Consider the following 26796-nt stretch of genomic DNA (forward strand, 5'->3'; position numbering starts at 1 on the left):
GATTGCAATTCCTTGATTTTTAATTGATATCCCCAACTTCTTAAAGAAGTTAGGGATGTTTAAATTCAGTAATAGTTTGTGAGTAGATTTTTTCTAATTTGTGAATGTGAAGATCAAGAGAAAATTCTTGCTGAAACCATTGTTGACCTTCTTCACCCATTAATCGGCTTTTGTGATAGTTTGTTGCTAATTCGTTGATGGCATCTGCGAGATTTTGAATATGATTAGGTGTAATTAAAATACCTGTTTTACTATTTTGTACATATTCGGGAATACCACCAATTGAACTGGCAATTATGGGACGATAATGGGCATAGGCTTCTAGAGTTACTAGACCAGCGGGTTCAGGCCAAAGACTGGGAAAAACTACAGCTAAACACTGTTGATAAAGTGTTTTTAATTTGTCTTTATTACACCAACCATGCCAGGTAATACGCCTATTCAAACCTATTTTTTTAGCTAATTGTTCCATCTTAGATTTAATCCAACCTTCACCAGCAATATCAAGATGAATATTGGGGTTAGTCTTTGCTAAAGCTTTGAGTAACCATTCAATTCCTTTATCGGGAACAATGCGACCAACAAACAAAATTCGCTGATTTTGATGAATTTCTTGAGTTAAAGATGTCGTGGGATATTTAGGTTGTTTTACACCACAGTGAAGTGTAATTACCCGATGAGGTGATAAACCATTATTAATAATTTGCTCCCGCACATAATTACTATTAGCAATTATAGGAATATTGATTTTTTTAGCATTGCTGAGAAAATCGTAACTACTCCGCCAATTTTGCCATATTTTTTCCGGTCTACGACTACCACAACCATCTACTAAATGTCCCCAAGTACAGCCAAGGGGGTGCATATTGCGATCGCATTTCTGTTGACGATTTGCTAAATATTTTGTGCCACTAGGACAGTAACTACAATGATTATGAAGTGTAAATATCGCCGGGCATTCTCCCCGCAATTCTGCTAAAAATTCTGGATCATGAAGGTGGAGTAATTTACATTGTCCTTGGTCTAAATTTTGGAAAGAATTAATATGGTGATTACTCACTCCTAAGATTTCCGAATTTACCAAAGAAGCTATATAAGTTTCTAATCCACCACCACCTTTAATATTAGCAGCAGAACATTGATATATTTTCTGTTGAGAAACTATTGCATGATTCATATTCAACTTCTTGATCTTATTGGTTATTAGCTATAACAGTTAACGGGAACTTAATTTTATAGTCAAATTCAGCCAGAAATATCTAAATTCAACCAAAACTTATGTCTGACATCATTAACATAGTGTCTCAAAGCAATTTTCCTTTTATCGAACTTTTCTAAATACTGAAATTGGTCATCAACACTTAAAATAAACTTGGTTTTATCCAGAGGCTTTGCCTGATTATTGTGCATAGCTAAATGCACTACAGTTTGTTCTGTAAAATAAACAGGTACATCTACAAATTCAGTAACACGCTCTAAAGAACTTACCCAATTTATTTGCTGTTTTAGTATAAAAAATCCTGCATTTACTGGATTTAATTTTTCATGATTATGTAATATTATCCGTTCATCTAATGACGGTAAACAATCAGGTAAATACCAAGAATAACTATCATCTGAATCACATAAATTTACAAGTTCCTCAGCACCGGGAAAAAAGAGAATATCAGCATCAGTGTAAATTGTAGGTTTATCAATAGAAATTGAAGTTAATACAGCCAATCTTCTCCAAAATGCCATAATCGCACGATGAGGATAATTTACTACGTAATTTGAAATAGGTTTAGGTATATCACCTATTACTAAATCTTTCCATTCAATAACATCAACACAGGAATTTATTCGGCGTAAAATATTACGAGAAGATGACGAATAGCTACCATCAGAAATGACAATAAATTTGTTAGGAATACCAACATAACGAATAAATGACCTAATATTTGCTACTTGAATAGCGAAATCCCGTTCACAAGAAAAAGCATAGACATCTATATTGGCTTTTTTCTCTGGATTCAGTGGAAAATTGACAATATTATTAATGGCTTTATTATATAAAAAACGATGAATTTTTGCTTGAAATTTTGCAGAATGATAGCCTATATTTACCATTGTTTTTATCCAAAAAATAAACAGAATACTTGATTAAAAGATGAAACTTAAGAGTGCAATTGAAATTTTTATATTGTTTCATTACACCTTGAATTTGTCTGATGCTTATGTACGGTAATTAACCTACTTTACAATGAAAATAATTAGTTAAAGTTGCGGTTGAGCAAATACTGTCAAAAATTTTTAAGTAGTCTTGCACCAGAATTTGATAACTTAATTCATTTTTTAAATGACTGCGATCAAATCGTAAAGGAGAGCCAGAAAACTTAGCTGTTATTATGTGAGAAATTACTTCATTCATAGCTTTTACATCCGTAGGTTCTACTAACCAAACACCTGGTTTATCTTGTAAGTAATTCCAGTTTTCTCCATGAGGTACTGCTGCTAAAATAGGTCTATCTGTCATCAAATATTCATAGGTTTTACAAGAAATTCTTCCTCCTTGTGAACCATCTGGACGATTTGGTAAAGTTATTAATAATAAATCTGCTTGTCTAGCTAATTGAATAGCTTGAAAGTGAGGTAATGCTCCACATACAGTTACTATATCTGTTAGATTTTGATTTTCTAAAACTCGATTAACCACAAATTCTGGAAAACTATTACCATAAATCGAGAGTTTGATTTTGCTTTGCCATTCCGGGTTTTCTGCATTTACTTTTCTGATAGCTTCACCCACAAAAACTGGACTAGAACTACGATAATCAATTTTTGCTCGTTCATAATATCCCCATTTCAACCAAGCATGATAAAGTTTTTTCAGCAAGGTTTGTTCTTGAGGTAAATGATAGAAATCATACCAGCCATTCATCCCACCTGTATAAATAATCTCAAAAGATGAATTATCATTTTTCGAGTTAATAGGAGTAGCAAAATCTAAAGGATCTGCACCACAACGAATTAAATGAAACTTTGATTTTTGCGTTTCAGGCTGACGATTTTTGACTACATCTAAATTGAATTGAGAAACATAAACTACCGCATTTGCTTGTCGAACATAAAGGTTTTCTAGCCAAATTTCGAGATGATAATGTAACCAACTGACAGACTTAGGGTGCATATCAGTACAAATAAGTGAATCATCTAAACTAACTATTAAAGGTAACCTTGTGAGGAATTTTAGCGCAACTCCCACTAAACCTGCAGAATAGGGCATCATAATCACAAAAATAGCATCTGGTTGTTGCTTTTTAATTAATTGATAGCCTTTTAATACTGCTGGTAAAAACCAAAATATCTCTGAATCTGGCCAAATTAATAATGTTAATATTTTCTCAAGTCTCAGTTTTCCTAGCCATGTAATTAAAGTTTGTGGATACCAACTTTTTACATAATGAATATTAGATTTTTCTGATAAATAACCATCCTGTGTAGCTGTTAATACATTGATTTGCCAAGTTTTTTGAAATTCTCCCAATAGTTTATTAGCCCTATGGGCAATTGGCGTTCTTAAAGGTGGTAAATAATGGGCTATACAAAAAAGTTTTGGCTGATTTTGTAATTTTTCTGCCAAGTTATTTTGATAATTAGTAGATTTGTTTACTTTAGCAAAAGTTAAGGATAGAAATCCTAAAAAAGAATTATTCATTGCTATTATTATCTACATTATTTACCTGGATAATTTGAGTAATTAAAACCGGATTTATGATTTATAATCATATTAATCATCATGTCTATGGCTAACTTCATACTGCATTTGGTGATATTGCCAAAGTTTACCTTTTTGTGCTAAAAGTTCTTGATATTTACCCTGTTCTACTATTCGTCCCTGTTCTAAAACTACAACTTTATTTGCCTTAGCAATAGTAGAAAGACGGTGAGCAATAGCAATTACTGTGCGGCCAGCAGATAGCTTTTCTAGTGACTCTTGAATTAAACGTTCAGAAACAGAATCTAAGGCACTTGTAGCTTCATCTAAAATCAAAATTTCTGGATTTCTCAGCAATGCCCGGGCAATAGCAATTCTTTGTCTTTGTCCTCCTGATAACCGAACACCTCTATCTCCTAATTGTGTATTAAACCCCTCCGGCATTTCTAAAATAAATTCTAGAGCATTTGCCAATCGAGCGGCTTCTTTAATTTCCGTTTCTGTTACTTTTGGTGTACCATAAGCAATATTTTTCCAAACAGAAGTATTGAAAATAAATGTATCCTGACTAACAACTGCTATCTGACGACGAAGAGAGTTGATTTCAAATTTGCGAATATCAACTTCATCTATATAAATATAGCCATCACTAGCATCATGAAAACGAGGAATTAAATCTGCAAGTGTAGTTTTTCCGGCACCAGATGAACCAATTAATGCCGTCATTTCACCTTGTTTAATTGAGAGAGTAATATTATGTAAAACTCGTTGATTAAGACCATAATCAAAATCTACAGATACTAAATCAATTGACCTTTTTAAACCTAGAAATTTGAGTGTGCCATTTTGAAAGTAGATTTTATCATCAGTTTTCAGGAGATTCTTAATATTTTCTACTGCTCCGGATTGGGTAGTTAAAAAAGCTACAACTCCATTCAAATCTTGAGTCATAGGGATAATGCGAAATAGTACAAAGAAAAAGGTCAACAAAGCTGAAACCTTCATTAAACCTGTGACTAGTGCCACAATGATCATACTAATCAGAATTAGAGTAGATATACTCTCAGCTAAAGGTTTAACTACCAAAGAAATCCAGTAAACACTTTTCAAAGTGTCAACTATTTTTTCACTTGCTTTATAATACCGTTTGCGCTCAAATTCTTGAGTAGAAAAAGCATGAATTGTGCGTATACCTTGAATAAACTCTAGCGTCCTAGAAGTAAAGTTATCATTAGCTGTAGTAATACCAAAACTACGTTCTCTAATTTGTTTATTTAGTGTAGATAATGCCACCGCCAAAAGACTAAATAGCAAAATTGAAACTATGGAGAGTTTCCATGAAAGGATAAACAGGGAAACAGAATAGACTATGAGTGCGAAGATTCTAGTAATTAAAAAAGCTATACCCCCAAAAATTTGTCTAATTCTCTCCATTTCATTGGTGAGTATATTAATTAATTCTCCAGATTTTTTCTGATTAAAATAGCTGAGAGTTTGAGCCTCCAATTGTTCAAAAACTCTTTTACGGAGCGTGTCTACTAAACTTATTTCGCTAAACTGGATGCAAATTTGTGCTAAGTAGTTAAAAGATGCACGCATACAGGTTGTGATCACAATTAAAGCTGATACTCGATATAATCGATCATTTACTGAACCATTAATTCCTAAAATCAAAATATCAAACCACTCAATTCCTGTTTTTACCGGTTCAGCACCAGGAGTAGTTAAACTTTGCAAGAATACCAATAGAAATCCTAAACCAAACCCTTCAAAACTTGCAGATAAAATTGAAAACACTAAGGCTAAAATTGCTACAATTCGAAAATGTTTAAATTGTCGTAATATTAACCGATTATTTTGCCAAAAACTTGTAGCCTGGAAGAGTTTTACCGTTGACAGTATAAATGCTGTCTGCATAGTTTTCCTTGTTTTTAATTAGGTGCATAATTCACGATGAAAAACATCAAAACAGGAAATATTCATCCAATAGAAAATTAGATAATTTCCCTGATCTGTAGGCATTTAAATTTTAGCCTTTATCTGCCATATATTGATAAATTCGGTTAGTTGATTTAACTTTTTTCTGTTCTTCTAAACTTAATTTGACTGCATCTTCTAAAGATAAACAATGATTGTTAATTAAGCAATATTTTCCCTGCAATACATTCAATAAATTAGAGAAAATATCCAGAAAGTATTTACATAAACCAGAGGGGAAATTTCTGGTATCATCTTTGAACTTTGAGTGAAATTTGATCGCCTGAAAAAGTTGACCATTTGCGCCAACATACCATTCATAATTAAGCAGAATTCTGGCGGAATATATTTGCATAATTATCAATCCTCCAATCAGAAATGGCATCATAAATAAGAGTAAAAATAACGCCAAATTCCAATCAATTATTCTTGAAAAAAATCTGAAAAATTCATTACTTTTTTTTGGCAATTTCTGATAACTAGGAATACTCATAAATATGGGCTTATTAGCCTTTTGACAAGCATCTGCCCAAAGTCTTAATAAAGAATCACCGATTTTTGGATCTATGCTCACTAAGGTAATTGGAGAATGTTTTAAGCACTCTATTAAAGATTGTTGATTCTCTAGTGAAGCTAAATAGGGATGTGGCAATTTTCCAGAACTTTTGACTAATAACTTTCCTCTGCGCCATTTTAATGTGCAGGATAGGGAGCTAATATTTTCAGACTGCTGAGGTATAATAGAGTTATTATTTAGATTAGAAATAACTGAGGTTGGCATAATATTGTCAGTGATAAAATAGTAAAAGATTGAGTGTATCTCCAGTCACAGAAAATTAGGATTACTGTTTTTCTGTCGTTTTATTCACAATAAAAGCAGATATTAAATATTTGAAGTGAATTTAACTTTCATTGCTAGATAGGTTCTCCTAATAATATCTGTATATGTCAATATCAATAGCAAAAATTAACTAAGATAGCTATGAATTAACGCCACTTCGTATTTCCTTTAGGTTTGAGGATTTTAATATGTCTTTCGATCTCTACAATATAAGACCTTTGATTAATAGATCATGGATAAACAACTTCTTTATTCACTCTTTAAATAGATATTACTTTTATTGGCAAAATATTAAGCTACGATAAATGAATTAATTGTCACTAAATAAAGTTAACCAAAATTTGGTTTTCATAAAACATATTATTATCAAATATATAAAACTCATATTTTATTTTTATTTTATTTTTGAATCTCATTTCAGAGACCCGACTTCTTAGAGCAGTCGAGGATATTGTTGTTGAGAAATTATTCAATGCCAAAAACCCCATGACTACCTATTGGAGTCCGGGGGTGTTTGAGAATGTCCTAACTATTTAACTAAATTGAGTGATCAAATATTCTGCCTTATTCTTCCATTGCTGGTTGCAAAACGAATTGTTTTGGCTTTACATAAGGGACATAGGTGCTATCAGATGAAGATACACCATTAGCTACAACTCCAATCAAATTTAACTTACTCAACATCGCTGTAGCTTGATTAAGTTGGGTGCGTGTCACTTTACCAATACTTGCCATTATGATCACACTTCGACAAGATGATGCTGTGAGCATAGCATCCACTAAACCAAGAACGGAAGGGGCATCTATGAGTACCAAATCATAATTTTCTTCAAATGCGGCCATCAATTGCTTCATGCGAGGAGAACTCAAAAGATGGGCAGGATCAGTCGGTATTGGTCCAGCGGTTAAAATGTCAATGTAAGATGAGCCAGAGTAAGGAACACTGATGTGATTAGGTAGATTAACTTCACTTTCTAATAAAGTTGAAAGTCCCTGTTCATTGGGAAGATTTAGTTGTTTGTGGAGATTAGGATCGCGGAGGTTAGCATCAATAAGTAAGACCTTTTTATGCAAACGAGCCGCACTCATAGCTAGACCTAACGCCAAAGCTGACTTACCATTATCTGGTAATGCTGATGTCACCATTAAGGATCTCAAATCAGAGACATTATTGAGTAGTTCGATATTTTTGTAAATGAGATCAAGTGATTCCCAGCGGGGAGGAGATTGTAGTACCTGAATTGTCCAAGGAGCAAGAACTTCTGGTTTGCCAAATGGCAATTTGATCATTGATTCTCTGGGTTTAGCAGGTGGCAATTTAGGAGTTGTTCCTAATAAGGGGAGAGAAACCTGTTTTTCTAATTCAGCCGTAGTATGCACAGAATCATCAGATGCTTCACGAATAAAGGCAGCAATACCTCCTAACATTAAACCAATTACTGCTCCTAATAATAGGTTTTGTCTGATGTTGGGACCAGTTTGAACTCCTTCTTGGGGTTCTTCTACTACTTCCCAATTAAATCCACCTTTAGAAAGTTCTTGACGTAATTTTTGTTCAGATCTTAATAATTGCTCCAATCTTTCTCTGCTAAATTGTAATTGGGGAAGTATGCGATTGTAATAAGCCAATAGAGAAGGAAACCGCTTTAGATCCGTTTGTAATTCTTTTTCTTTTGCTGCTAAAGTTTGGTCGCGGGCTGTTAATGCAACTATGGTAGTTTGGGTTTCTACTAATTGACCTGTGAGATTAAGATCAATTTCTCCAAGTTGTCCTTGTTGTAAAAGATTGTCTCCAGAACTAAGGACTGGATTAGAACTTTGTCCTAAAGTTCTGCTAACTTCTTTTTGCAAAAGTTGTTTTTGACTTTGCAGTTGTTCTTGTAATTTTTGAACGCTGGGAGTATCTTCAGTGAAGCGTAAGCGTTCCTGTGCTAAAGCTAGTTCTGTTTTTTGGATTTCATTGAGTAAACCTTGGTAGCGGGTAGACTGACTTAAACGAGAAGAAACTAGAGCATTTTGTGGAGAACGGTTTAGTTGTGCTTGCAAAGATTTTTGTTTTGCTAAAGCTTCTTCATACTGAGAACGAGTTGCTTGTCGTTCCTGTTGCACAGTATTTAAAGTGGTCTCTATGGTTTTGGCCTGAGTTTCTGGATCAATTAAATTCTGATTTCTGCGAAATCGTTGTAGATTTGCTTCGGAAACAGTTACTTCATCGGTAGCTTTTCTTAATTGATCTTTAATGACTTGTAGACCCTTTTGTAAGCGTGAATTTTGCTGTTGTTTGTTATATTCTAAATAAACTTGCTGAATAGTATTCAGAACTTTTTTAGTTTTCTCTGGATCGTTATCGCTATAATCAACTTGAAAGATTTTAGTGGCAATATTATCATCTTTGGTCTTGATTTGATTTAAGACCAAAGAGTTTTTTAAATCCATTACTGTTAAGTCTGGATATTCAGATTTGAGTTTATCAACTGCTTTTTGAATCAGTCCAGAACTCTGCATTAAGTTCAGTTGAGTAGCGGTATCTATCTCGATGTTAGTATCGGTAAACTGACTTTCGGTGTTATCAGTTTCTTTCTTCCCTTGATAGTTAGGTTCTACTAACAATTGCATGGTGCTTTTGAAGCTGGGTTCTGTTTTTAAGGCCATGATACCAGCGATGGCTGTAGAACTCAAAAATACTAATAATATCCAGGGAAATCGTCGCCACAGTACAGCAAAGATTTGTCCGTAACCTGGATCGGTTTCTGAGGCTGAATTTATATTTGGATTTAGACTAGTTTGAACCACTTTTATTATCCTTATCTACTATACACTACCCAAACACCTAAACAATCAAATAAATTAACAATAGACACCACTGGCTTGATCAATAATTCGCTCAACTTTACCAAAAAATGACTGTTCTGAAAACTTGCTAACAGCATGATTACGAATGGTTTCATAATCCCAAGATATTCCTCCAGCTTCTAGTAATGCTGCTTGTAAAGAGCATGGTGTTTGTCTTTGAAAAAATACACCTGTTTTCCCTGGTATTTGAGTATCTAATACTCCACCTGCTCCATAGGCAATTACTGGTGTACCACTAGCATTTGCCTCGACTGGAACTAATCCATAATCTTCTAAAGCCGCAACAATAATTGATTTGGCTTTAGAAAATAAGTCTTTACGTTCTTTATCACTAACATGACCAAGAAATTGGATGTTGGGTAATGCCTGAGCTTTTAATTTTTCTTGTTCTGGTCCATCACCTGATATTAATAAATTCCAGCCTAGCCAATTAAAAGCTTCGACTATTATATCAAGACGTTTATAACTTATCATCCGCGCCGATGCCAGGTAATATTCCTCTTTAGTATCGGAAAAAACAAAGTTGCTTGTATCAATTGGATAATTAACAACAATGGCTTGTTTGTGATATATCTTTTCAATTCGCTGGGCAACAATGCTAGAGTTGGCAATGTAAAGATCCGGTTCTTGAGCATATTTCAGGTCTAGATTTCTGATGATTTTAAATACTTTTTCAATCAGGGGAGCAAAGTATCTATAGTCTCCATATTCCCGTAAATAAGTTTCTGTATCCCATAAAAAACGGGTAACATTATGACAAAAACAAATATGTCTGGCTTGGGGTTTTTTCCGTACTGCCTTGGCAAAACTTGTGCTACTGCTAATAATCAAGTCATAGTCTTGTAGATCCAAAGACCGAAATGCTGGAAAATACAGGGGAGCTAACATCCGAAAATATTTGGTTGCACCAGGAATTTTCTGCAAAAATGTGGTATTGATAATTCTTTCCCCTAGATCAATACTCTTTTGTGCATCATATAATGAGGTGAAAATGTCGGCTTCGGGATAGCGTTTGCACAATAATTCAAATACGCGTTCTGCTCCACCGCGCTGAGTTAAGTAATCATGGACGAGAGCAATTTTCATAACGGGTTTCCTATAATTTGGTCATGGGTGATGGGTAATTGGTAATTGGTAATTGGTAATTACTAATTCCTATTCCGTATTAATTGATTTTTATACCAATCTATTGTTTGTGCTAAACCTATATCTAAAGGTGTGATAGGTTGCCAATTAAGTTTGGTTTGAGTGAGGCTAGTATTGGCAATTGTGACTTTTTCGATTGGCCTATCTGGTAACACGCCAAATAAAGGCTGAACAGGCGCACCTAATAAGTCTCTGATGTTTTCTACAACTTGGCGAATTGATACCAGAATCCCTGAACCTAAATCATAAGTGCCACCTTCAATGTTCGGCCTCTGTGCAGCAGCAATTAGTCCGGTAATGACATCATCTACGTAAATCCAATCAACTTCTCGTTTACCACTGGCTAGTTTTGGCGGCTGATTTTTTAATAAGGACAGGATGACTGAAGGAATAATTTTGTGTCCGGGTTGTCTAGGTCCATAAGTCATAAAAGTCCGGGCTATGACTACGGGTGTTTGATAAAGTTGATGAAACATCCTCCCATAGGCACTACTAGCCCATTTAGCAGCGGCGTAGGGAGAGGCGGGAATAATTTCCTGATTACTCAATTCTGGTTCTTCCAGAGAGCCGATGAGGACGATACGTTGGCATTCTATTTTGGTGGCTACTGTTAAAATGTTAACGGTACTGGTGAGTAAACTGTGATAAGTGGGTAATACCAGTTCTGCTCCCGCTGCACCTGTGACGTTACCAGATAAATGAAAGATCACATCTGGCTGAATTTTCATTAACAGTTTTTCTACGGATTCTATGTCTTCTAAATTGCTTTGCCACCAGTTTAAATTGGGGGTTGCTGATGTCTGTACTCGCCGGGAAATTGCGTGTACTTCTGCACCAATTTGACACAAGCGATCGCATAAATGATTTCCCAGGAAGCCACTAGCACCTGTAATTAGTATTTTTTGCTCAGATAAGCTCGAAATGAAGTTGTTCATTTTAACTGCAATAAATCATGTTTAAATAAGGCATCGGCTGATTGTTTGATCACTGTAAATGGCAAACCAGATTTATCAGCAATATCCAACAAACTATGATTACCATCTGATAAATTTAGTACCCAAAGAATTGCTAGTTCATTGAGTTGTTCTTCTGCTTGTCCACCCACTGCCCGATATAACCCTCTTTTCCCCAGTCTTGGTTCACATTTAGGATTCTGATTTAAGTAGGTTTTATTGTCTTCTAGAATCTCCATGGCCGATAAACATTTGGAGAAAGAATCTACTAAATCAGGAATTTGGACAAATGACAAATTATCGGCGGATGTATGATATTCAGGAAAACTACCATGAGGCGATCGCATCAAGCAACCTACAGCGAGATTAAATCCAGGAGAACAATATTGCCTTTCATCATAACCATAAGGGAAAAAATCAATAATTTCATATTTTTCTTTTCCGTTTTGCATAATATGAACTAATATCCGATCAATTTCAGCATCACCTCGGCGACTTTTTTTATAATTAATTTTTCCTGGATCACCAAGACAAGTTAATACTAAACCATGTTTAATATTGTGAACTTGTGCCTCATTTAAAGACAGCCAAGTAATAGAACCAATCGTCCCTGGAATAAACAGAAATCTGTAAGAATAGTTTAAAGATATCTGGCTAAGATGTTTAGCTAAAAAAGTAGCGATCGCTATTCCAGAAAGGTTATCATTTGCCAATGAAGGGTGACAAACATGACAAGAAATTAGCACTTCATCACTGGTATCTCCGGGAATATAATACTCACCATAACTGAGATAACCAGGCTCTAAAGAAGAATCTATACAAACTTCATATTCTTCATCTCGTAATCCCAGATATTGATTATGACTTAAACAAAAGCCCCAACTTTCTCGATAATATGAAGTGCGATAAGGAACCCAATCTGGATAATCTGGCAGAGTAAATAAGTGATTTTTTAATTCAGATAAAGAAATTTTCTGATGTACAGGCACACTATAATTAACAACATGAAGATTGGATTTTTTGAAATCAATAATCCGTTCACCTTCAGAGTTTTTGATATAAGCATCTCGAATATTCCATTCTTTAGGTACTGTCCAATCAAATACTTGAGTACCAGAAGGAACTTCATGAACTAGTAAAGGAATATGCTGTTGAATTAACCGGAGAGTCTCCCGAACACCATTACCAGTAATACTGCGGCAAATAGGATACATTTGAGTCATCAATTGATAAATTTCTTGACCAATATTCCCCGGTTGTATCATTGGTTGATTATCAATTAATTTATCTTGTTTAATAGGAGTATGAACCATAAAAAACCTCACGAATTTATGAAAATAATCCCTGCTAAAATACATCTTTCTATATCCAAATCGTTGAGTTAAATATTTTTTCTTCTCTCCCTGTCCTTCGTGCTGAAAGTAGCTAGTCAAAAAAATAATTTTAGACTCAACAGAAGCCTCTGGAATTATATATGTAAATTCAGAGGTCTAATGAAAATATCAGGAAACCTCTGAATTATTTTGATAGTTTTTTTAAAACTATTTTATTAGTGCCAATAAAGTTTCTGCTGCCGGAGCAAAATAAACTGATTGTTCAGCGCGTAATTTATCGCAAAGTCTGCCTTCAGGTAATTCTACATCATCGTAAGTGAGAACCTGATCTTTAGGAATATCGCGCTTCAAGCGACATCCTTCTGCAATACCCATTGGTAGTAAGTTTTGTTGTTGAACAATGGGGGAATTTTCACATTGTCCATAGGTCATGTAATAACCAATACCATCAATGGTTTCTCCGGCTCGGAGGTCAATTTTGGCCGTGGTGACAACATCAACCACCGGACCGGCGATTGGTGTCAGTACAGCATCATGAAAGAGGACAGCACGGGCTACTGATAGGGGAACTTCAAAATGGCACAGGTGATAGGGGGTGTAGAAACTGTAGAGAGGTCCTTCACCTAGTTTATACAGGTTGAGATAATGACGTTGTTTGGGGTCTTCATGGGTAGCAAAAACAAATACTCCCGGACTTGGTTTAGCGCCAACGACATAATCAACGATACCGCCTAATTCTTGCAGTTGGTCAATATCGTACATTTTAGTCATTTCATCAACGTGACCCGTGTAGTCATATCCCAACATCCCCCGCTTGGCTACTTGCATCCCTGTACCATTAGCTACGATCGCCTGCTCAAAGGAGATTTTTGTACCATCAGCAAAACTTGTCACCATGGCGGGATTTTGACCCCAGCGCTGGGCGAAACCGGCTTGGGTGGTGGGGTTGCGGTAAGGGTCTTGTAAACCCTTAATATTGCCACACAGAAGGGGCTTTAAACCGATGCTTTTGACAAAGCGGTAGAGATTCATCTCTACCCCTGGTTGGTCGCCGTCACAGGCACTCAGGATGACTCCAGCCCGGTCTGCGTGAACTTTGAGGATGGGTCCAATTGTGCCATCAAGTTCGGCATTCATTAAGATGATATGCTTTTGATGAGCGATCGCAGACATGACCAAATGAGTCGCGTATTCAATTGTCCCGGTGACTTCAATGATTGCATCTATACCATCTGCTTCACATAGCAGCATAGCATCTTCGGTGATGGCATATTCATTTTCAGCGATTGCATCTTCCAAATCAGCTAAATTGGCAATAATTTTGATATTTTCAATTCCTGCTTCTAAATAAGCTCGTTTGGCTGTATCAATGTGACGATTAGAAATAGCCACCAACTCCATTCCTGGCACAGAATTGATAATTTGATTAGCAATGCCTCGACCCATAAAACCAGCGCCAATCATCGCCACTTTTACTGGTTTACCTAATGCAGCCCGTGCTTGTAAAGCCTTATCAACAATAATCATAATTAAACTCCTATCAAAATAGATTCTAGTAAAGGCCAATTCCGATCTTTATCAGACATTTCTGTGGCAGTTAATGGCCAAGAAATTCCTAAAATTGGGTCATCATAACGTAATCCTCGTTCATATCCAGGAGTATAAAATTCACCCACTTGATATACAACTTCTGCACCATCTGTTAAAGCTTGATAACCATGAGCAAACATTTCTGGTACATAAAGAGCGCGGCGATTTTGGGCAGTCAATTCTATACCAATATGCGATAAATAAGTTGGAGATTCAGGACGCATATCAACAATTACATCATAAATAGCTCCTTGAGTGCAGCGAATTAATTTTGTTTCTGCTGCGGGGAGAGTTTGATAGTGCATTCCTCGCAATGTACCTTTTTTATGATTAAAAGAAAGGTTACATTGGGCAACTGTGGGTTTTAAACCATGAGCGATAAATTCATCAGCGCAGAAAGTGCGAGCAAAAAAACCGCGAGAATCAGGCTTTTCTTCCAAGTCAATAATGAAAGCACCAGCGAGTTTAGTAGAGGTAAAAATCATAGTTGTTTAGGAAATTTTTGTTGAGGATAATAGAATTTTTTTGATTTTAGGTTTATACCTTTAATCCTAATTGAGTATTTATTTTGGCAAAGGTATCATCATGATATTGTGTACAAAGTTCAGGTCGTTTAGGGAGGTTAGATGTGTATGTAAAAAACAGTGTTGAACGTTCTTTGGTTCTCACAGTTCCGTGATGTAAAATATTTCTAGTATCTGTAAAAATTACAGTTCCAGCTTTACCATGACATGATTTCCAAGCTGATTTAGGAATAACTTTCATCATTTTATCATCGTTAATTCCTAAAAAATTAACTCGCCATAATTCATAATCAATTCGATAATTATTTAATCGTTCTAGAGGATTTTTTGGCAGTGGTATATATTCAAATGGCCCATGTTCTTCAGTGACATCATTGAGATAGATAATAACTTTAATCATGCGTCTGTCTTCAGAATCTTTATGCCATAGTAGGGTTTCCAATTGCTTCTCATTAGGAAAGTCTTTCCGCACATGAACACCATGAAAAGCGATAGGTAAACCTATATAATGCTCAATGATATTTTGTAGTCGGGTTTCAATTCCCCAAGCCAAGAATTCTGGTAAATCTGTAACCGTATAAATTTGCGGTAATTTATATCCGGCACGGATATTTCTAGAGTTTACCATACCATGTATAAAACTATTAGCAATAGCCAACATTTTTGGAGTAGATGATAAACCTAATTCTTCTAAAGATGTGATGCAAACACCTGATTGTTTGAGAGTATCAACAATCAATTTATCTGTTGAATTAATGGCAGGTAAATTTTTAGCATGATGCCAAAGTGACATTCGATAATTTAACTCAGAACTTAAAGTTGAGATTTTTTCTTGAATTTTTTGAAGCATAGTATACTTACCAATTAACACTAATCTTTATCCTCTATGGCTTCTGACTTCGGAAGTTGTTGTTATCTCCAGTTCTGCTTCCGCTACTTTAAATTCTTTCATGGGTATTAATTCAAAAGCTGCCACACTAGCTAAAGCCAAAAAAGGAACTACTGTCTTGATAGCCGATACAGGCCATCTTCTCATTGCCCCTAAAAAGACTTTTAAGTTTACTTCTTTGAAATTTTGGACAATCATTCGGCGACAATATGCTTGAGAATATCCAATTTCTTGAAGTTTTAAAATAACTTCAGGTATATGTTGGTATTGCATTAAAAGTGCGGCTTTTGGATCTTTTTGCCAATGACTAACACCAACAATACATTCTAAATAGTTATCTTTAGTGACAATGACATTTCCATGAGCAGCGCAATATCCCGTTAAATAACCAAAGTATATCCAATTCTTCTTCCCTTCTGGCCAAAATTCCAGGGCTTTTTGAACAGTTTCCGTGCGAAAAATAGTTGATGAAAGAAAAATTACAGCCCCGACACTTTTAGCAAAACTATGTTCAAAAATAGCTTTACCATCACCATTTCCGTCTTCACTATCAATATCAAACCAGCGATTACCAACTATTTTCGGAGGATGTACTTCTTCACCAGTAATTTTATTTCTACCTGAAAAATTCAGCAGTAATAATGATAAGTTTTCCTGTTGTTTAATCTGATCTAAAACATAAGTAATAGCTCGATTTTGAATGGGATCATCATCACCAATTGCCCAAACATATTTAGTTTTTGCAGCCTCTAGACAATAAGTGACATTTTTAATTACCCCAATATTTTCACTATTTTTATTGGTGTGAAATGTAATCTGATTGAGATTTTCTTTCCACTTATTAATGACTGCCTGAGTATTGTCAGTAGAACAGTTATCAGAAACTAAGATTTCACAGTCAGATTCATAACCTTTAATAGCTTCAGATAACCAACGTAATTGTTTATTAAGTAACTCGGCTCGATTGTAAGTAGGAATAGCAATAGTTAGTAATTTGTTCATGGTAAAAAGATATCTCTGGTAATAATTTATCAGGACTTGAGGATTTATTAGATACATTTTCCTGATTTTAATGAGGTTTCAAAGTGTGGGAATGAGGATAATTATTGTTTGAATAAAACTTTATCTCATAGCCCACAAGCTTCTTCACCATAATTAAAAATTGTTACTTATGATGCCATTAACATCATTTCGATGGGAGCATATTGATAAACTGTAACTTCAGGAATTGGTACGACAAACTGACCACCCCATTCACTAATAAATGACATCTGTTGCATGACCTCATCCTTGAGATTCCAAGGTAAAATTAGCAGATAATCAGGTTTAGTTTCGCGGATTTTTTCAGGATGTAAAATAGGAATATGAGTTCCTGGTAAAAATAGTCCTTGTTTATGGGGATTTCGATCTACTGTATAATCAATTAAATCTTTATCCACACCACAGTAATTCAAGAGTGTATTACCTTTAGCAGGCGCACCATAACCCACAATTGATTTACCTTCTGCTTTGGCTGTGAGTAGAAATTTCAGAAGTTTAAACTTAGTATCTTTGACTTTTTCTTCAAAGAAAATATATGTCTCTAGCCGATTTAAGCCAGCATAAATTTCTTTAGCTTTGAGTTGGGTAACCCGCTCACTAATTATGGGAAATGCAGCATGATCATGTTTACCATAAATTCGCAATGAACCACCATGAGTTGGTAATTCTTCAACATCAAAGAGGGTTAAGTTATGAGCCGCAAAAATTTGCTCAACAGAGAGGAAGGATAAATAAGAAAAATGCTCGTGGTAAATTGTGTCAAATTGATTATGTTCAATTAACTGTAATAAATGGGGAAATTCCATTGTTAAAATGCCATTTGGCTTTAAAACAATCTTCATTCCTGCTACAAAATCGTTGATATTGGGTACATGAGCCAATACATTATTACCCAGCAATAAATCAGCTTGTTGATTAGCGGCTACTAATTCTCTGGCTGTCTGAATTCCAAAAAATTTAGTCAGACTAGGAATACCTTTAGCAATAGCAACTTCAGCAGTATTCGCGGCTGGTTCTATTCCTAAAACGGGAATTCCCTTTTCCTGAAAATACTGGAGGAGATACCCATCATTACTAGCAATTTCAATTATTTGGCTATGGTTGTTAAAACCAAACTTTTCTACCATCAAATCAGTGTAAGCTTTAGCATGAGCTAACCAACTTTCTGAGTAGGAAGAAAAGTAAGCATAATCACCATCACCAAAAATGTGATCTGGAGATTCAAATTCTTCTAACTGCACCAATAAACATTCCTCACAAACATAGGTATGCAGAGGGTAAAACTTTTCTTTCTGATTTAACTGTTCAGATGTCAGATAGTCATTTGCTATTGGTGATTTTCCTAAATCTATAAAGGTATGTTGCAGTGGATTATGACAAAAGCGACAATTATTTTTCATGGACAATTACTCCCTATTCCTATTTGCTCTAAAATAAAGGGTTTTTATGATATGAAACGCACCAATCCTAAACTAACCTATCAATTATTTATTCTTGATTCGATTTACCCCAAAGGAATAAATTCATCAGAACAATTATCAAAAACTAAAATTTCACACTCTGTTTCAAATCCTTTGATAGCCCGGGATAACCAAGTTAATTGTTTATCTAGTAACTCGGCTCGATTGTATGTAGGAATGGCAATGGTAAGTAATTTTTGCATGATATGTTAATACCGATATGAGAAAATGACTTGGTATATAAGAAATGTAGGTTGGGTTGACTCAAGGAAATCCAACAAAATTATTAATCGTGTTGGGTTTTGCTGTCGCTCAACCCAACCTCCAATATTTTCGGAATAAATTAATAATTTTCCTGTTGATTCCAGAAAAAATCCCGATCAATTTGTTCTGTGCGAATCAGATATTCTAATTGCTTTAATCTTGTAAAACCTCTAAATAAGAATGTGTCTTCTGTCATGTCAATTTGCTTGAACAAACTAAATAATTGTTCAGCCCCAATTTGAGCATTCCAATCACATTTAAATCCTGGTAAAATACTATTAATCTTCTCAAAACAAACTCGATAGCTGCGATTATCTGCACCATTATTACCAAAAGATAATTGACAACCAGGGAAAACATCGGCAACAATTTCTGCTATTTCTTTAACTCGATAATTATTTGCAGTATCGCCAACATTAAAAATTTGATTGTGAATAATATCTCTAGGTGCTTCTAAGGCACAAACAATGGCTTTACAAATATCTAAAGCGTGAACTAATGGCCGCCAAGGTGTACCATCACTGGTCATTTTAATTTCTTTTGTAGTCCAAGCTAACCCCGCTAAATTATTTAAAACTATATCAAATCGCATTCTAGGGGAAGCACCAAAAGCTGTCGCATTCCGCATGAAAGTAGGCGAAAAATCATCATCAGCTAATGGTTTAACATCTCTTTCTACTAATGTTTTACATTCGGCGTAAGCTGTTTGGGGATTAACTGGTGATTCTTCTGTAATATCACCTTCACTAGCTACACCATAAACACTACAGGAGGACATATAAACAAAGCGACGAACACCAACTGATTTGGCTAGATTAGCCAGACGAACTGAACCTAAATGATTAATATCATAAGTGATATTTGGTGATAATTGTCCAGTAGGATCGTTAGATAATTCCGCCATGTGAACAATAGCTTCTACTCCTTCTAAATCTTCGGGATTGATATCACGAATATCTTTATTTAGGGTTTTAGCTGTTAAGTTAGTTCCGTTATATAGCCAACCAACTTTATAAAATCCAGTATCAACTCCAATAACTTCATGTCCTTTTTGCATGAGTAAAGAAGGTAATAAAGAACCAAGATAACCTTCTGTTCCGGTGACTAATATTTTCATGATTTTTAAAACTTTTGATGTGTGAAATTAACTTGTTTCTTGAAGAGTCACTAGAAAAGAAAATTTCCAGAATAATTAACCGCAGATAAATGCAGATGAACACAGATAAGAGATGATGCTGTTACGCTACTAAACTGTGTAAATGCGTTGGTTCTGGTATTTGCTTAACTATAGCTTTACCAATTTCTAAGGAAGAAGTTGCAGCGGGTGAAGGTGCATTACAAACATGAATGGAATTGTCACCATTAATGATTAAAAAGTCATCTACTAGAGAACCGTCATTCATTAATGCTTGAGCGCGAACTCCTGCATGGGTAGGAATTATATCTGCTGCTTGCACTTCGGGAATTAGTTTTTGTAAACTTCTGACAAAGGCTGCTTTACTAAAGGAACGAATTATTTCTTTCATCCCTTCGGGAGCGTGTTTTCCTGCTAGTTTCCAAAAGCCAGGATAGGTAATAACTTCGGCAAAATCTCGAAAGTCAAAATCGGTTTTTTTATAACCTTCACGTTTCAGGCTTAAAACTGCATTTGGTCCAGCGTGAACGCTGTTATCAATCATGCGGGTAAAATGCACACCTAGAAAGGGGAAATCAGGGTTAGGAACTGGATAAATGAGAGTTTTGACCAAGTAGCGTTTTTCTGGGGTTAGTTCGTAATATTCACCGCGAAAGGGAACGATCTTAGCTTCAGGATTAGCCTTACCTAATTTTGCCATGCGATCGCTATGTAATCCGGCACAATTAATTATAAATCGAGTTTCAAAACTGCCATTATTAGTTTCTAATACCTGATTTTTTCCCCTAGTGACAATTTTTAAAACTTGGGTATTAAGGCGTAAATCTCCTCCTTGATTACGAATTAATTCCGCATATTTTAAACAAACTTTTTTGTAGTTAACAATTCCTGTACTAAATACTTGAACTCCACCAACACAACTAACGTGAGGTTCAATTTCCTTGACTTCTTCTGGACTAATTCTTTTAACAGGAATACCGTTTTCTAAACCGCGTTTGTAGAGATTTTCTAAGCGGGGTAATTCTTGTTGATTACTAGCCACAATCACTTTACCACAAACTTCATGATCAATATCATATTTCTGGCAAAATTCTACCATGGAACGGCTACCTTCACGGGAAAACTTAGCCTTAAAACTTCCCGGTTTATAGTAAATACCAGAATGAATTACACCGCTATTATTACCAGTTTGATGAAATGCCCATTGACTCTCTTTTTCTACTACTAATATTTGGGCATTTGGATAACGCTCTCCTAAAGCCATTGCGGTGGAAAGTCCAACTATTCCCCCACCAATAATCGCAAAATCATACATTAGTAATCTTTCCCTAATCCAATATCTAAAATCTCAAATTACTATTACCAAACTTGCCAAGGAGCTTTACCACTTTTCCAGAGATCCTCTAGATAGTTTTTATCTCTTAATGTGTCCATTGGTTGCCAAAAACCATCATGTTTATAAGCAGATAATTGTTCTAAATCAGCTAACTTCTCTAATGGTTCTTTCTCCCACACTGTTGAGGTATCAGCAATAAAATCAATTACTTGTGGTTCAAGAACAAAATAGCCCCCATTAATCCAAGCACCATCACCTTGAGGTTTTTCTTTAAAACTAGTTATTTTAGTTTGTTCTTGTCCTAGAGAAATTGCTCCAAATCTTCCTGCTGGTTGCACCGCGCTGAGTGTTGCTAATGTCTTTTGTTCTTGATGGAATTTAATTAATTCTGTAATATTGATATTACTTACACCATCACCATAGGTAAAACAAAAGGTTTCATTGCCAATATGTTCACGAACTTGTTTTAAACGTCCACCTGTCATTGTATGATCACCTGTATTTACTAAGGTGACGCGCCAAGGTTCAGCATATCCAGAATGAACATTCATTTGATTAAATCGCATATCAAATGTCACGTCTGACATATGTAAGAAATAGTTGGCAAAATATTCTTTAATAATGTACCCTTTATAGCCGCAACAAATGATGAAATCGTTAATACCGTGAGCAGAATAAATCTTCATGATATGCCAGAGAATTGGCTTACCACCAACTTCCACCATGGGCTTAGGTCTGATAGTGGTTTCTTCACTTAACCTTGTACCCAAACCTCCTGCTAAAATCACTGCTTTCATATAATTGCCTCAAAGATTTGCTGGTGGTTTCTAATTTCACAAATTTGAGATGAAGAGAATGCATTATGATATGAAGAAAGTTGAATCATTATTTCTTCCTTTGTCTTTTTAAGTAGATAAATATAATTTAACTGTAATTTTCTAGAAAATGATAAAGAATAAGTAAATTAACATATTTTATCTGTAAAATATTTATAAATAAATGACTGATATGGGACTCCTATTTGATTTTTGAATATATGCCCGACTGGCTGAAGAAACAGAAAACCTTGATAAATCAAGAGTTTCAGGGCTAGGCCACGCCAGCTATCAACAAATCTCATATATACAATTATGCGCGTTTGTATAAGTAATGCCCAGATTCGGCAACAATATCCCCGACTCCTCTAGGAAGTCGGGGATGTGAAAATCTCGACGGTCAAAAATCAGATAGGAGTCCTATATAAGTACCTGGGCAAAATTAATTGCACATTTGGGAAAACAATAGAAATCTCTGTATCTCTTGTTTGTCACCTGTCACCTTTTCTGAATATGAAATTTATTTTGCACGACTACTGATCAATTATTTTGCCCCACTAGGGTTGATTTAGGTAATATGTCACATTTGTTGGCTACAATAATACAAATGCTGCTGATGGCTTGTTGATAATTATCCATATCATTTTTCTCCAGGGAGACTTTTGCAGCTTTTTCTAAATCTGCAACGGCTCGAATCTGATTTTTATCAGATCCATTTTCTCCATATTGTGCTAATTCATAGTAAGCCATACCACGTTTCAGATAAACTTTAGCCAGTTGGGGATTAATTTTTAATGCTTCGGTAAAATCAGCGATCGCTCGTTTATATTCTGCTACATAATTATTGCTATATTGAGCAATTTGATAACGAACTAGACCCCGTTGAAAGTAAGCTTCTACCTTGGATGAATTGAGTTTAATTGCTTCGGTAAAATCCGCAATTGATTTCTGGTATTCTTGAAGAGAATTATTGATGTATTTAGTGACTTCAAATCTGACAATTCCCCTTCTGATATAAGCTTCAACATCATTTTTATCTATGTTAATAGCAGTAGTAAAATCCGCGATCGCTTGTTTATATTCTTTATGGGGATCGCTACTATAGTCCGCCAACATATAATAAGCATTCCCACGATTTACATAAGCTTTAACTTCTTGAGCATTTAGCTTCAAAGCTTGATTATAGTTGGCTAATGCACCTTCATAATCATTTAAATTATAGCGAGCATTACCCAAATTTACATACCCTTTGGCATATTGGGGATTTTTTTTGATAGCTTCCGTAAAATTGGCAACTGCTTGTTTATAATCTTGCTGTTGATAAGCAGTGTCACCAAGTTGATAGTAATCCATAAAAGAGAGATCTTTCGGTTCAGGAGTTTGATTATCTTTTTGAGACATCAAACTTTGTTGAATATAAGGATTTTGGGAAACAAAGGGACGAGTAAATTTAATCACTAGGTCTAAATAGCCCAAAATCCCCAATCCCATAACACTAAAAATTATACCGTAAACCTTGGAGTTAAACTTTTTAGAAGAGGGAGGATGATAAAACTGCTGACTAAATCCCGACTGGTAACTATGAACGCGATAATGTGATCTAACAGGCCAGGTAATTCGTGGTGTCGGAATATAGCGCCGTTGAGATTTTCGCCGGGGTTGGAGATGCTGTTTAGAGCTAATGGCTGCTAGTGACGGAAACGGATCTCTTCCACCTAATTGGTTAGTCCGTTCACACCAAGGACATTTATGCAAATGATGATGATAGAGATGCTGGGGATTAGCAGTACAAGTGACTAAACCCTCTTCCACCGCCGTTAATGCTGACAACCAGGTTTGAGCATTAGGACGTAACTGTGGATTGTTATGACCATCTTCAAAACAACGCACAAATAAATCCCGTAGGCTGGGATGAAGCAGATCCCAACGAGGTGAAATAGGAGTTGGCAGATAGGGTACTTGTTTCTTTTGACTATAGGTAAAATGACCCTCAAGTATCCGCCCTTGATAGGGAGGAGGTTCTATCCCACCTTGAAATATCCCCGAAAATGGGTGAGTTCCTTCCATTAACAACTGGAATATCAATACACCCAAGCCAAACAAATCATGATAACTTTCCCGGTCATAGTCAGCAAAAGTTTTATTCTGTAATTCTGGGGGAGTATATTCTGGCTTCCCCACCGCACAACGATAGACAAGATTCTGTACTGGTTCTCGAACTTGGAAGGAATCAGTGTCTACCAATGTCACCAAAGCTGTATCACTAACTAGGATATTTGACTCATTCACATCACCAATGCAGTATCGGCTGGCGTGCAAAGCCGCAAAAGCGGCCGCTAGATTGCGGGCGGTTCGCATTAAATACTGATAATTGAATAATGGGCAATATTGTCGGCGAGTCCCTGGATTATAAAAATCCATAATTGGCCGCATTCCCCTAATTCGTGGCATGATAAAGCCCACCACCCTACCGCTACCATCTGCCGCCTCTAACAATTCCCGTGGCCAGGCAATGGAAATATGTCCTAAATTTGCTGTAGGATTAACTGGGGGATTAACAAGCATGGCCTGGAGTTTTTCGCCATGACGGATGGTTGGTTTGTGATAGATTTTAGCTACCAAATGTTCATCCGATGGCACTGCATATATACAAGCTTCACCTCCATGTCCCACACTGACAGAGAGGTTGAGAATTTCTGGGTTGGTGAAACGACGTAGTACCTGCATGGAAAAATTACAATTATGTGGGGTTAATTAACAACTGCTAAATGCAGCTAGAACTAAAGTCAAATCATCATCAGTCCGCTGGGTGATCCTCTCGGAGCGTAAAAAGCGATGTAACTGCTCTTTTGCCAATATTTTATCTTCAGCATTGGCTACAAACTCGAACAAAGGCAGAAAGAAGGGTTTGTGAGGTATAGCGGTGACGCTACCACCATCACCAACAATCATATTCAATGCCAGCATTTGTAGTCCATCGGTGAGAACACCAACATTAACGATCTCTTCTCGCCATAATTTGATTTGTGCTGTCTCTAAGCCATGGGGAGATGTCAAGAAGGTTGTTTCATTAATGTACTCACCATTGTTGGGTATGGTTAATGCTATCAGATCCCCCATGCTATTCTTAGCTACAGCTAAACCATCTCCTATTTGGGCTACAGCCACAATCTCTGGTGTAGCAATCATCAGAATTAAGGTAGTTGCTAAATCATGAGGTTGATGATTACACGCCTCTGCCTCCGCTTCTATGGACTCGCGGGCTACTAACATGGCATTAGTTAGCAAATTCCGCAAAAAATCATCATTAGTCAGGGTATCACTGATCATCTCTTGGAGAGAAAGATGTTCTATTGCTGTTTCTACAGCAATCATTGATCCCACTTTTCCTAGTTTAGCAGAACCCGCGCCATCGGCTGCTGCTATTACCAATACATTGTTTGCTAATAGCTGCCAATGGTGGGCATCTTGACAAAGTTGCTGGTTTTTGGCGTGACTAGTTCCACAGACAGAGGCGGCTACTATCCGCCATTGAGAAATCTGTTTTGATATCTTCATATAATTTGTTTCCCACAGCTAGTTCAGTTTGAACATCAAGCTGTAATTTTAATTAAACAGATCCCCAACCAATGGGTGGTAGTGCTACCTGTTCATCTACTTGAGAATGAGATACTGCTGACATACTCGTAGACAGCCAAACAAACATCTCAATAAAGTTTAATCCTTTTAGCTTCAGTGGAGTCCGCACAGCGATTTGACTTAATCGGCTCATGTTCGCATTTTCAACGCCTACTGTAAAGAAGGCCACACGCTTATTGGACTCATCTCCTTGCAGTCTTTGGGCTGCTTGTTCAACAACATGATCTAGTTCCCCTTGGGGTTCTCCGTCGGTAATCATCAATACCCAAGGACGGTAGTAAGCAATACCGTTATTCCGATACTGGGATTTACGCTCTTGAATAATATCTAATGCTTTATGAATTGCTGAACCCATGATTGTTAAGCCCTGAGCTGTTAAAATGGGAGGGTTAAATTGCTCGGCAGTTACAAAGTCCTGGACGATATTAACACTACTATCAAAGGTAATAATTGCTATCTCTACTCTTCTAGCTGCTAGGGAATTTTTCACCAGTTCATCTTTTAAACTCAGCAAACCTTGATTTAATGCTTCGATTCGTTCCCCTTGCATTGAGCCAGATGTATCTAGCAATAGCACGCATGGACAACGTGGTTCGGGATTTTCCGCAAATTCTACAACTTCATCAAGGTTAAATGTATCAATCATAACTTTTTGTGTTATGTTATAATCCAAGGCTTTATTTTCCTTTTACTCAGAGTATATAGTTTCTGTAGCTAGTATGGTTAAAATTATGGTATTTTCAGGGATATATTTGAGTTTTTCAGCCCAGACATTGATTTAGGCAATTTTTATCCCATAACTCTCCAAATCTCACCACTACTTACTGGTAATTTATGGGGATATTTAGTGTTATCTTTTATCGAGTACCATAATTAATCTTGCCTAAAGTTAAAATCAGGGAATTTATTTGTTTGTGTAGCTCCATAATTCTATTCTAAGGGGAAAACATAGCGCGACCTCACATAGAATTGGCATCAGGAGTAAAATTGACTCAAGAATTGGCTTTTTACCTAGATTCTCTAGTCTGCTTCCCTGGAATCTGCTGTAATAATCAATATATACATTTACCTCCATAAATTTTTAAAGATTCTATGTGGGATTTTGTCTCTGTTAACAGAAGTAAATTCATCATTTTTAATCCGGGTATAGGAGGAATCTAATATGAAGTTTGATCAGGTCTATTTATCAATAAAATATCAGCATAGTCACTAGTATTACTATGTGATTTATCAAGATAAAATCCGATAACTTGTTAAAAACTGTCATGAAAAACTCCGAAAAATGTTACATCCTGGATCATT

The 26796-nt window shown here is 35.9% G+C and carries 20 protein-coding genes and 1 pseudogene; all 21 read right to left on the minus strand.

Annotation, left to right across the window (positions count from 1 at the left end):
- Nucleotides 1–49: 49 nt before the first annotated feature.
- The 21 genes and pseudogenes from H6F39_RS09535 to H6F39_RS09635 all read right to left on the minus strand — a co-directional run bounded on the left by H6F39_RS09535 (nucleotide 50) and on the right by H6F39_RS09635 (nucleotide 26140).
- Nucleotides 50–1177, minus strand: a complete 1128-nt coding sequence (locus H6F39_RS09535) for a glycosyltransferase family 4 protein (protein ID WP_137907411.1) — start codon at nucleotides 1175–1177, stop codon at nucleotides 50–52.
- 68 nt (nucleotides 1178–1245) lie between these two features.
- Nucleotides 1246–2109 carry a hypothetical protein gene (locus H6F39_RS09540; RefSeq protein WP_190396621.1) on the minus strand — a complete coding sequence of 288 codons (864 nt, stop codon included), beginning with the start codon at nucleotides 2107–2109 and terminating at the stop codon, nucleotides 1246–1248.
- Between the two features lie 118 nt (nucleotides 2110–2227).
- Nucleotides 2228–3697 (minus strand): glycosyltransferase, encoded by a 1470-nt coding sequence (locus H6F39_RS09545; RefSeq protein WP_137907413.1) that lies wholly within the window; start codon nucleotides 3695–3697, stop codon nucleotides 2228–2230.
- A 72-nt stretch (nucleotides 3698–3769) separates the two neighbouring features.
- Nucleotides 3770–5614, minus strand: a complete 1845-nt coding sequence (gene hepA / locus H6F39_RS09550; protein WP_137907414.1) for a heterocyst formation ABC transporter subunit HepA — start codon at nucleotides 5612–5614, stop codon at nucleotides 3770–3772.
- A gap of 112 nt (nucleotides 5615–5726) precedes the next feature.
- A complete protein-coding gene (hepC, locus tag H6F39_RS09555) occupies nucleotides 5727–6455 on the minus strand; it encodes a heterocyst development glycosyltransferase HepC (RefSeq protein WP_190396622.1) in 729 nt (242 codons plus the stop codon).
- Nucleotides 6456–7079: 624 nt separating this feature from the next.
- Nucleotides 7080–9308 (minus strand): polysaccharide biosynthesis tyrosine autokinase, encoded by a 2229-nt coding sequence (locus H6F39_RS09560; protein WP_137907416.1) that lies wholly within the window; start codon nucleotides 9306–9308, stop codon nucleotides 7080–7082.
- Between the two features lie 54 nt (nucleotides 9309–9362).
- Nucleotides 9363–10454 carry a glycosyltransferase gene (locus tag H6F39_RS09565; protein WP_137907417.1) on the minus strand — a complete coding sequence of 364 codons (1092 nt, stop codon included), beginning with the start codon at nucleotides 10452–10454 and terminating at the stop codon, nucleotides 9363–9365.
- 62 nt (nucleotides 10455–10516) lie between these two features.
- On the minus strand, nucleotides 10517–11449 hold the full coding sequence (locus H6F39_RS09570; protein ID WP_137907418.1) for an NAD(P)-dependent oxidoreductase: 933 nt from the start codon (nucleotides 11447–11449) through the stop codon (nucleotides 10517–10519).
- The gene (locus H6F39_RS09575; RefSeq protein ID WP_228036453.1) at nucleotides 11446–12780 is read right to left on the minus strand and encodes a DUF4910 domain-containing protein; all 1335 of its coding nucleotides are present in this window, start codon (nucleotides 12778–12780) and stop codon (nucleotides 11446–11448) included. The genes H6F39_RS09570 and H6F39_RS09575 overlap by 4 nt, the downstream gene beginning before the upstream one ends.
- A gap of 228 nt (nucleotides 12781–13008) precedes the next feature.
- Nucleotides 13009–14328, minus strand: a complete 1320-nt coding sequence (locus H6F39_RS09580) for an NAD(P)H-dependent oxidoreductase (protein ID WP_137907419.1) — start codon at nucleotides 14326–14328, stop codon at nucleotides 13009–13011.
- 2 nt (nucleotides 14329–14330) lie between these two features.
- A complete protein-coding gene (rfbC, locus tag H6F39_RS09585) occupies nucleotides 14331–14876 on the minus strand; it encodes a dTDP-4-dehydrorhamnose 3,5-epimerase (protein ID WP_137907420.1) in 546 nt (181 codons plus the stop codon).
- A 52-nt stretch (nucleotides 14877–14928) separates the two neighbouring features.
- Complete coding sequence (locus H6F39_RS09590; protein ID WP_190371657.1) at nucleotides 14929–15765, minus strand: phytanoyl-CoA dioxygenase; 837 nt, start codon at nucleotides 15763–15765, stop codon at nucleotides 14929–14931.
- A 27-nt stretch (nucleotides 15766–15792) separates the two neighbouring features.
- Nucleotides 15793–16806 (minus strand): glycosyltransferase family 2 protein, encoded by a 1014-nt coding sequence (locus H6F39_RS09595; protein WP_190371658.1) that lies wholly within the window; start codon nucleotides 16804–16806, stop codon nucleotides 15793–15795.
- A 167-nt stretch (nucleotides 16807–16973) separates the two neighbouring features.
- Nucleotides 16974–18245: a class I SAM-dependent methyltransferase gene (locus H6F39_RS09600; RefSeq protein ID WP_190371659.1), complete on the minus strand. Its 1272-nt coding sequence runs from the start codon at nucleotides 18243–18245 to the stop codon at nucleotides 16974–16976.
- A 122-nt stretch (nucleotides 18246–18367) separates the two neighbouring features.
- A pseudogene (locus H6F39_RS09605) lies at nucleotides 18368–18508 on the minus strand (glycosyltransferase family 2 protein); the annotation flags it as partial.
- A gap of 140 nt (nucleotides 18509–18648) precedes the next feature.
- Nucleotides 18649–19686, minus strand: a complete 1038-nt coding sequence (locus H6F39_RS09610) for an NAD(P)-dependent oxidoreductase (protein WP_190371660.1) — start codon at nucleotides 19684–19686, stop codon at nucleotides 18649–18651.
- Nucleotides 19687–19807: 121 nt separating this feature from the next.
- The gene (gene lhgO / locus H6F39_RS09615) at nucleotides 19808–21019 is read right to left on the minus strand and encodes an L-2-hydroxyglutarate oxidase (protein WP_137907425.1); all 1212 of its coding nucleotides are present in this window, start codon (nucleotides 21017–21019) and stop codon (nucleotides 19808–19810) included.
- A 44-nt stretch (nucleotides 21020–21063) separates the two neighbouring features.
- A complete protein-coding gene (gene rfbF / locus H6F39_RS09620; RefSeq protein ID WP_137907426.1) occupies nucleotides 21064–21837 on the minus strand; it encodes a glucose-1-phosphate cytidylyltransferase in 774 nt (257 codons plus the stop codon).
- A 558-nt stretch (nucleotides 21838–22395) separates the two neighbouring features.
- Nucleotides 22396–24582, minus strand: coding sequence for a tetratricopeptide repeat protein (locus tag H6F39_RS09625; protein ID WP_137907427.1), 2187 nt, complete (start codon nucleotides 24580–24582; stop codon nucleotides 22396–22398).
- 27 nt (nucleotides 24583–24609) lie between these two features.
- A complete protein-coding gene (locus H6F39_RS09630; protein WP_137907428.1) occupies nucleotides 24610–25413 on the minus strand; it encodes a PP2C family serine/threonine-protein phosphatase in 804 nt (267 codons plus the stop codon).
- A gap of 52 nt (nucleotides 25414–25465) precedes the next feature.
- Nucleotides 25466–26140: a VWA domain-containing protein gene (locus H6F39_RS09635; RefSeq protein ID WP_137907429.1), complete on the minus strand. Its 675-nt coding sequence runs from the start codon at nucleotides 26138–26140 to the stop codon at nucleotides 25466–25468.
- Nucleotides 26141–26796: the final 656 nt, after the last annotated feature.

This window comes from Dolichospermum sp. FACHB-1250 (genome assembly GCF_014696335.1).
GTDB classification, from domain to species: domain Bacteria; phylum Cyanobacteriota; class Cyanobacteriia; order Cyanobacteriales; family Nostocaceae; genus Dolichospermum; species Dolichospermum planctonicum.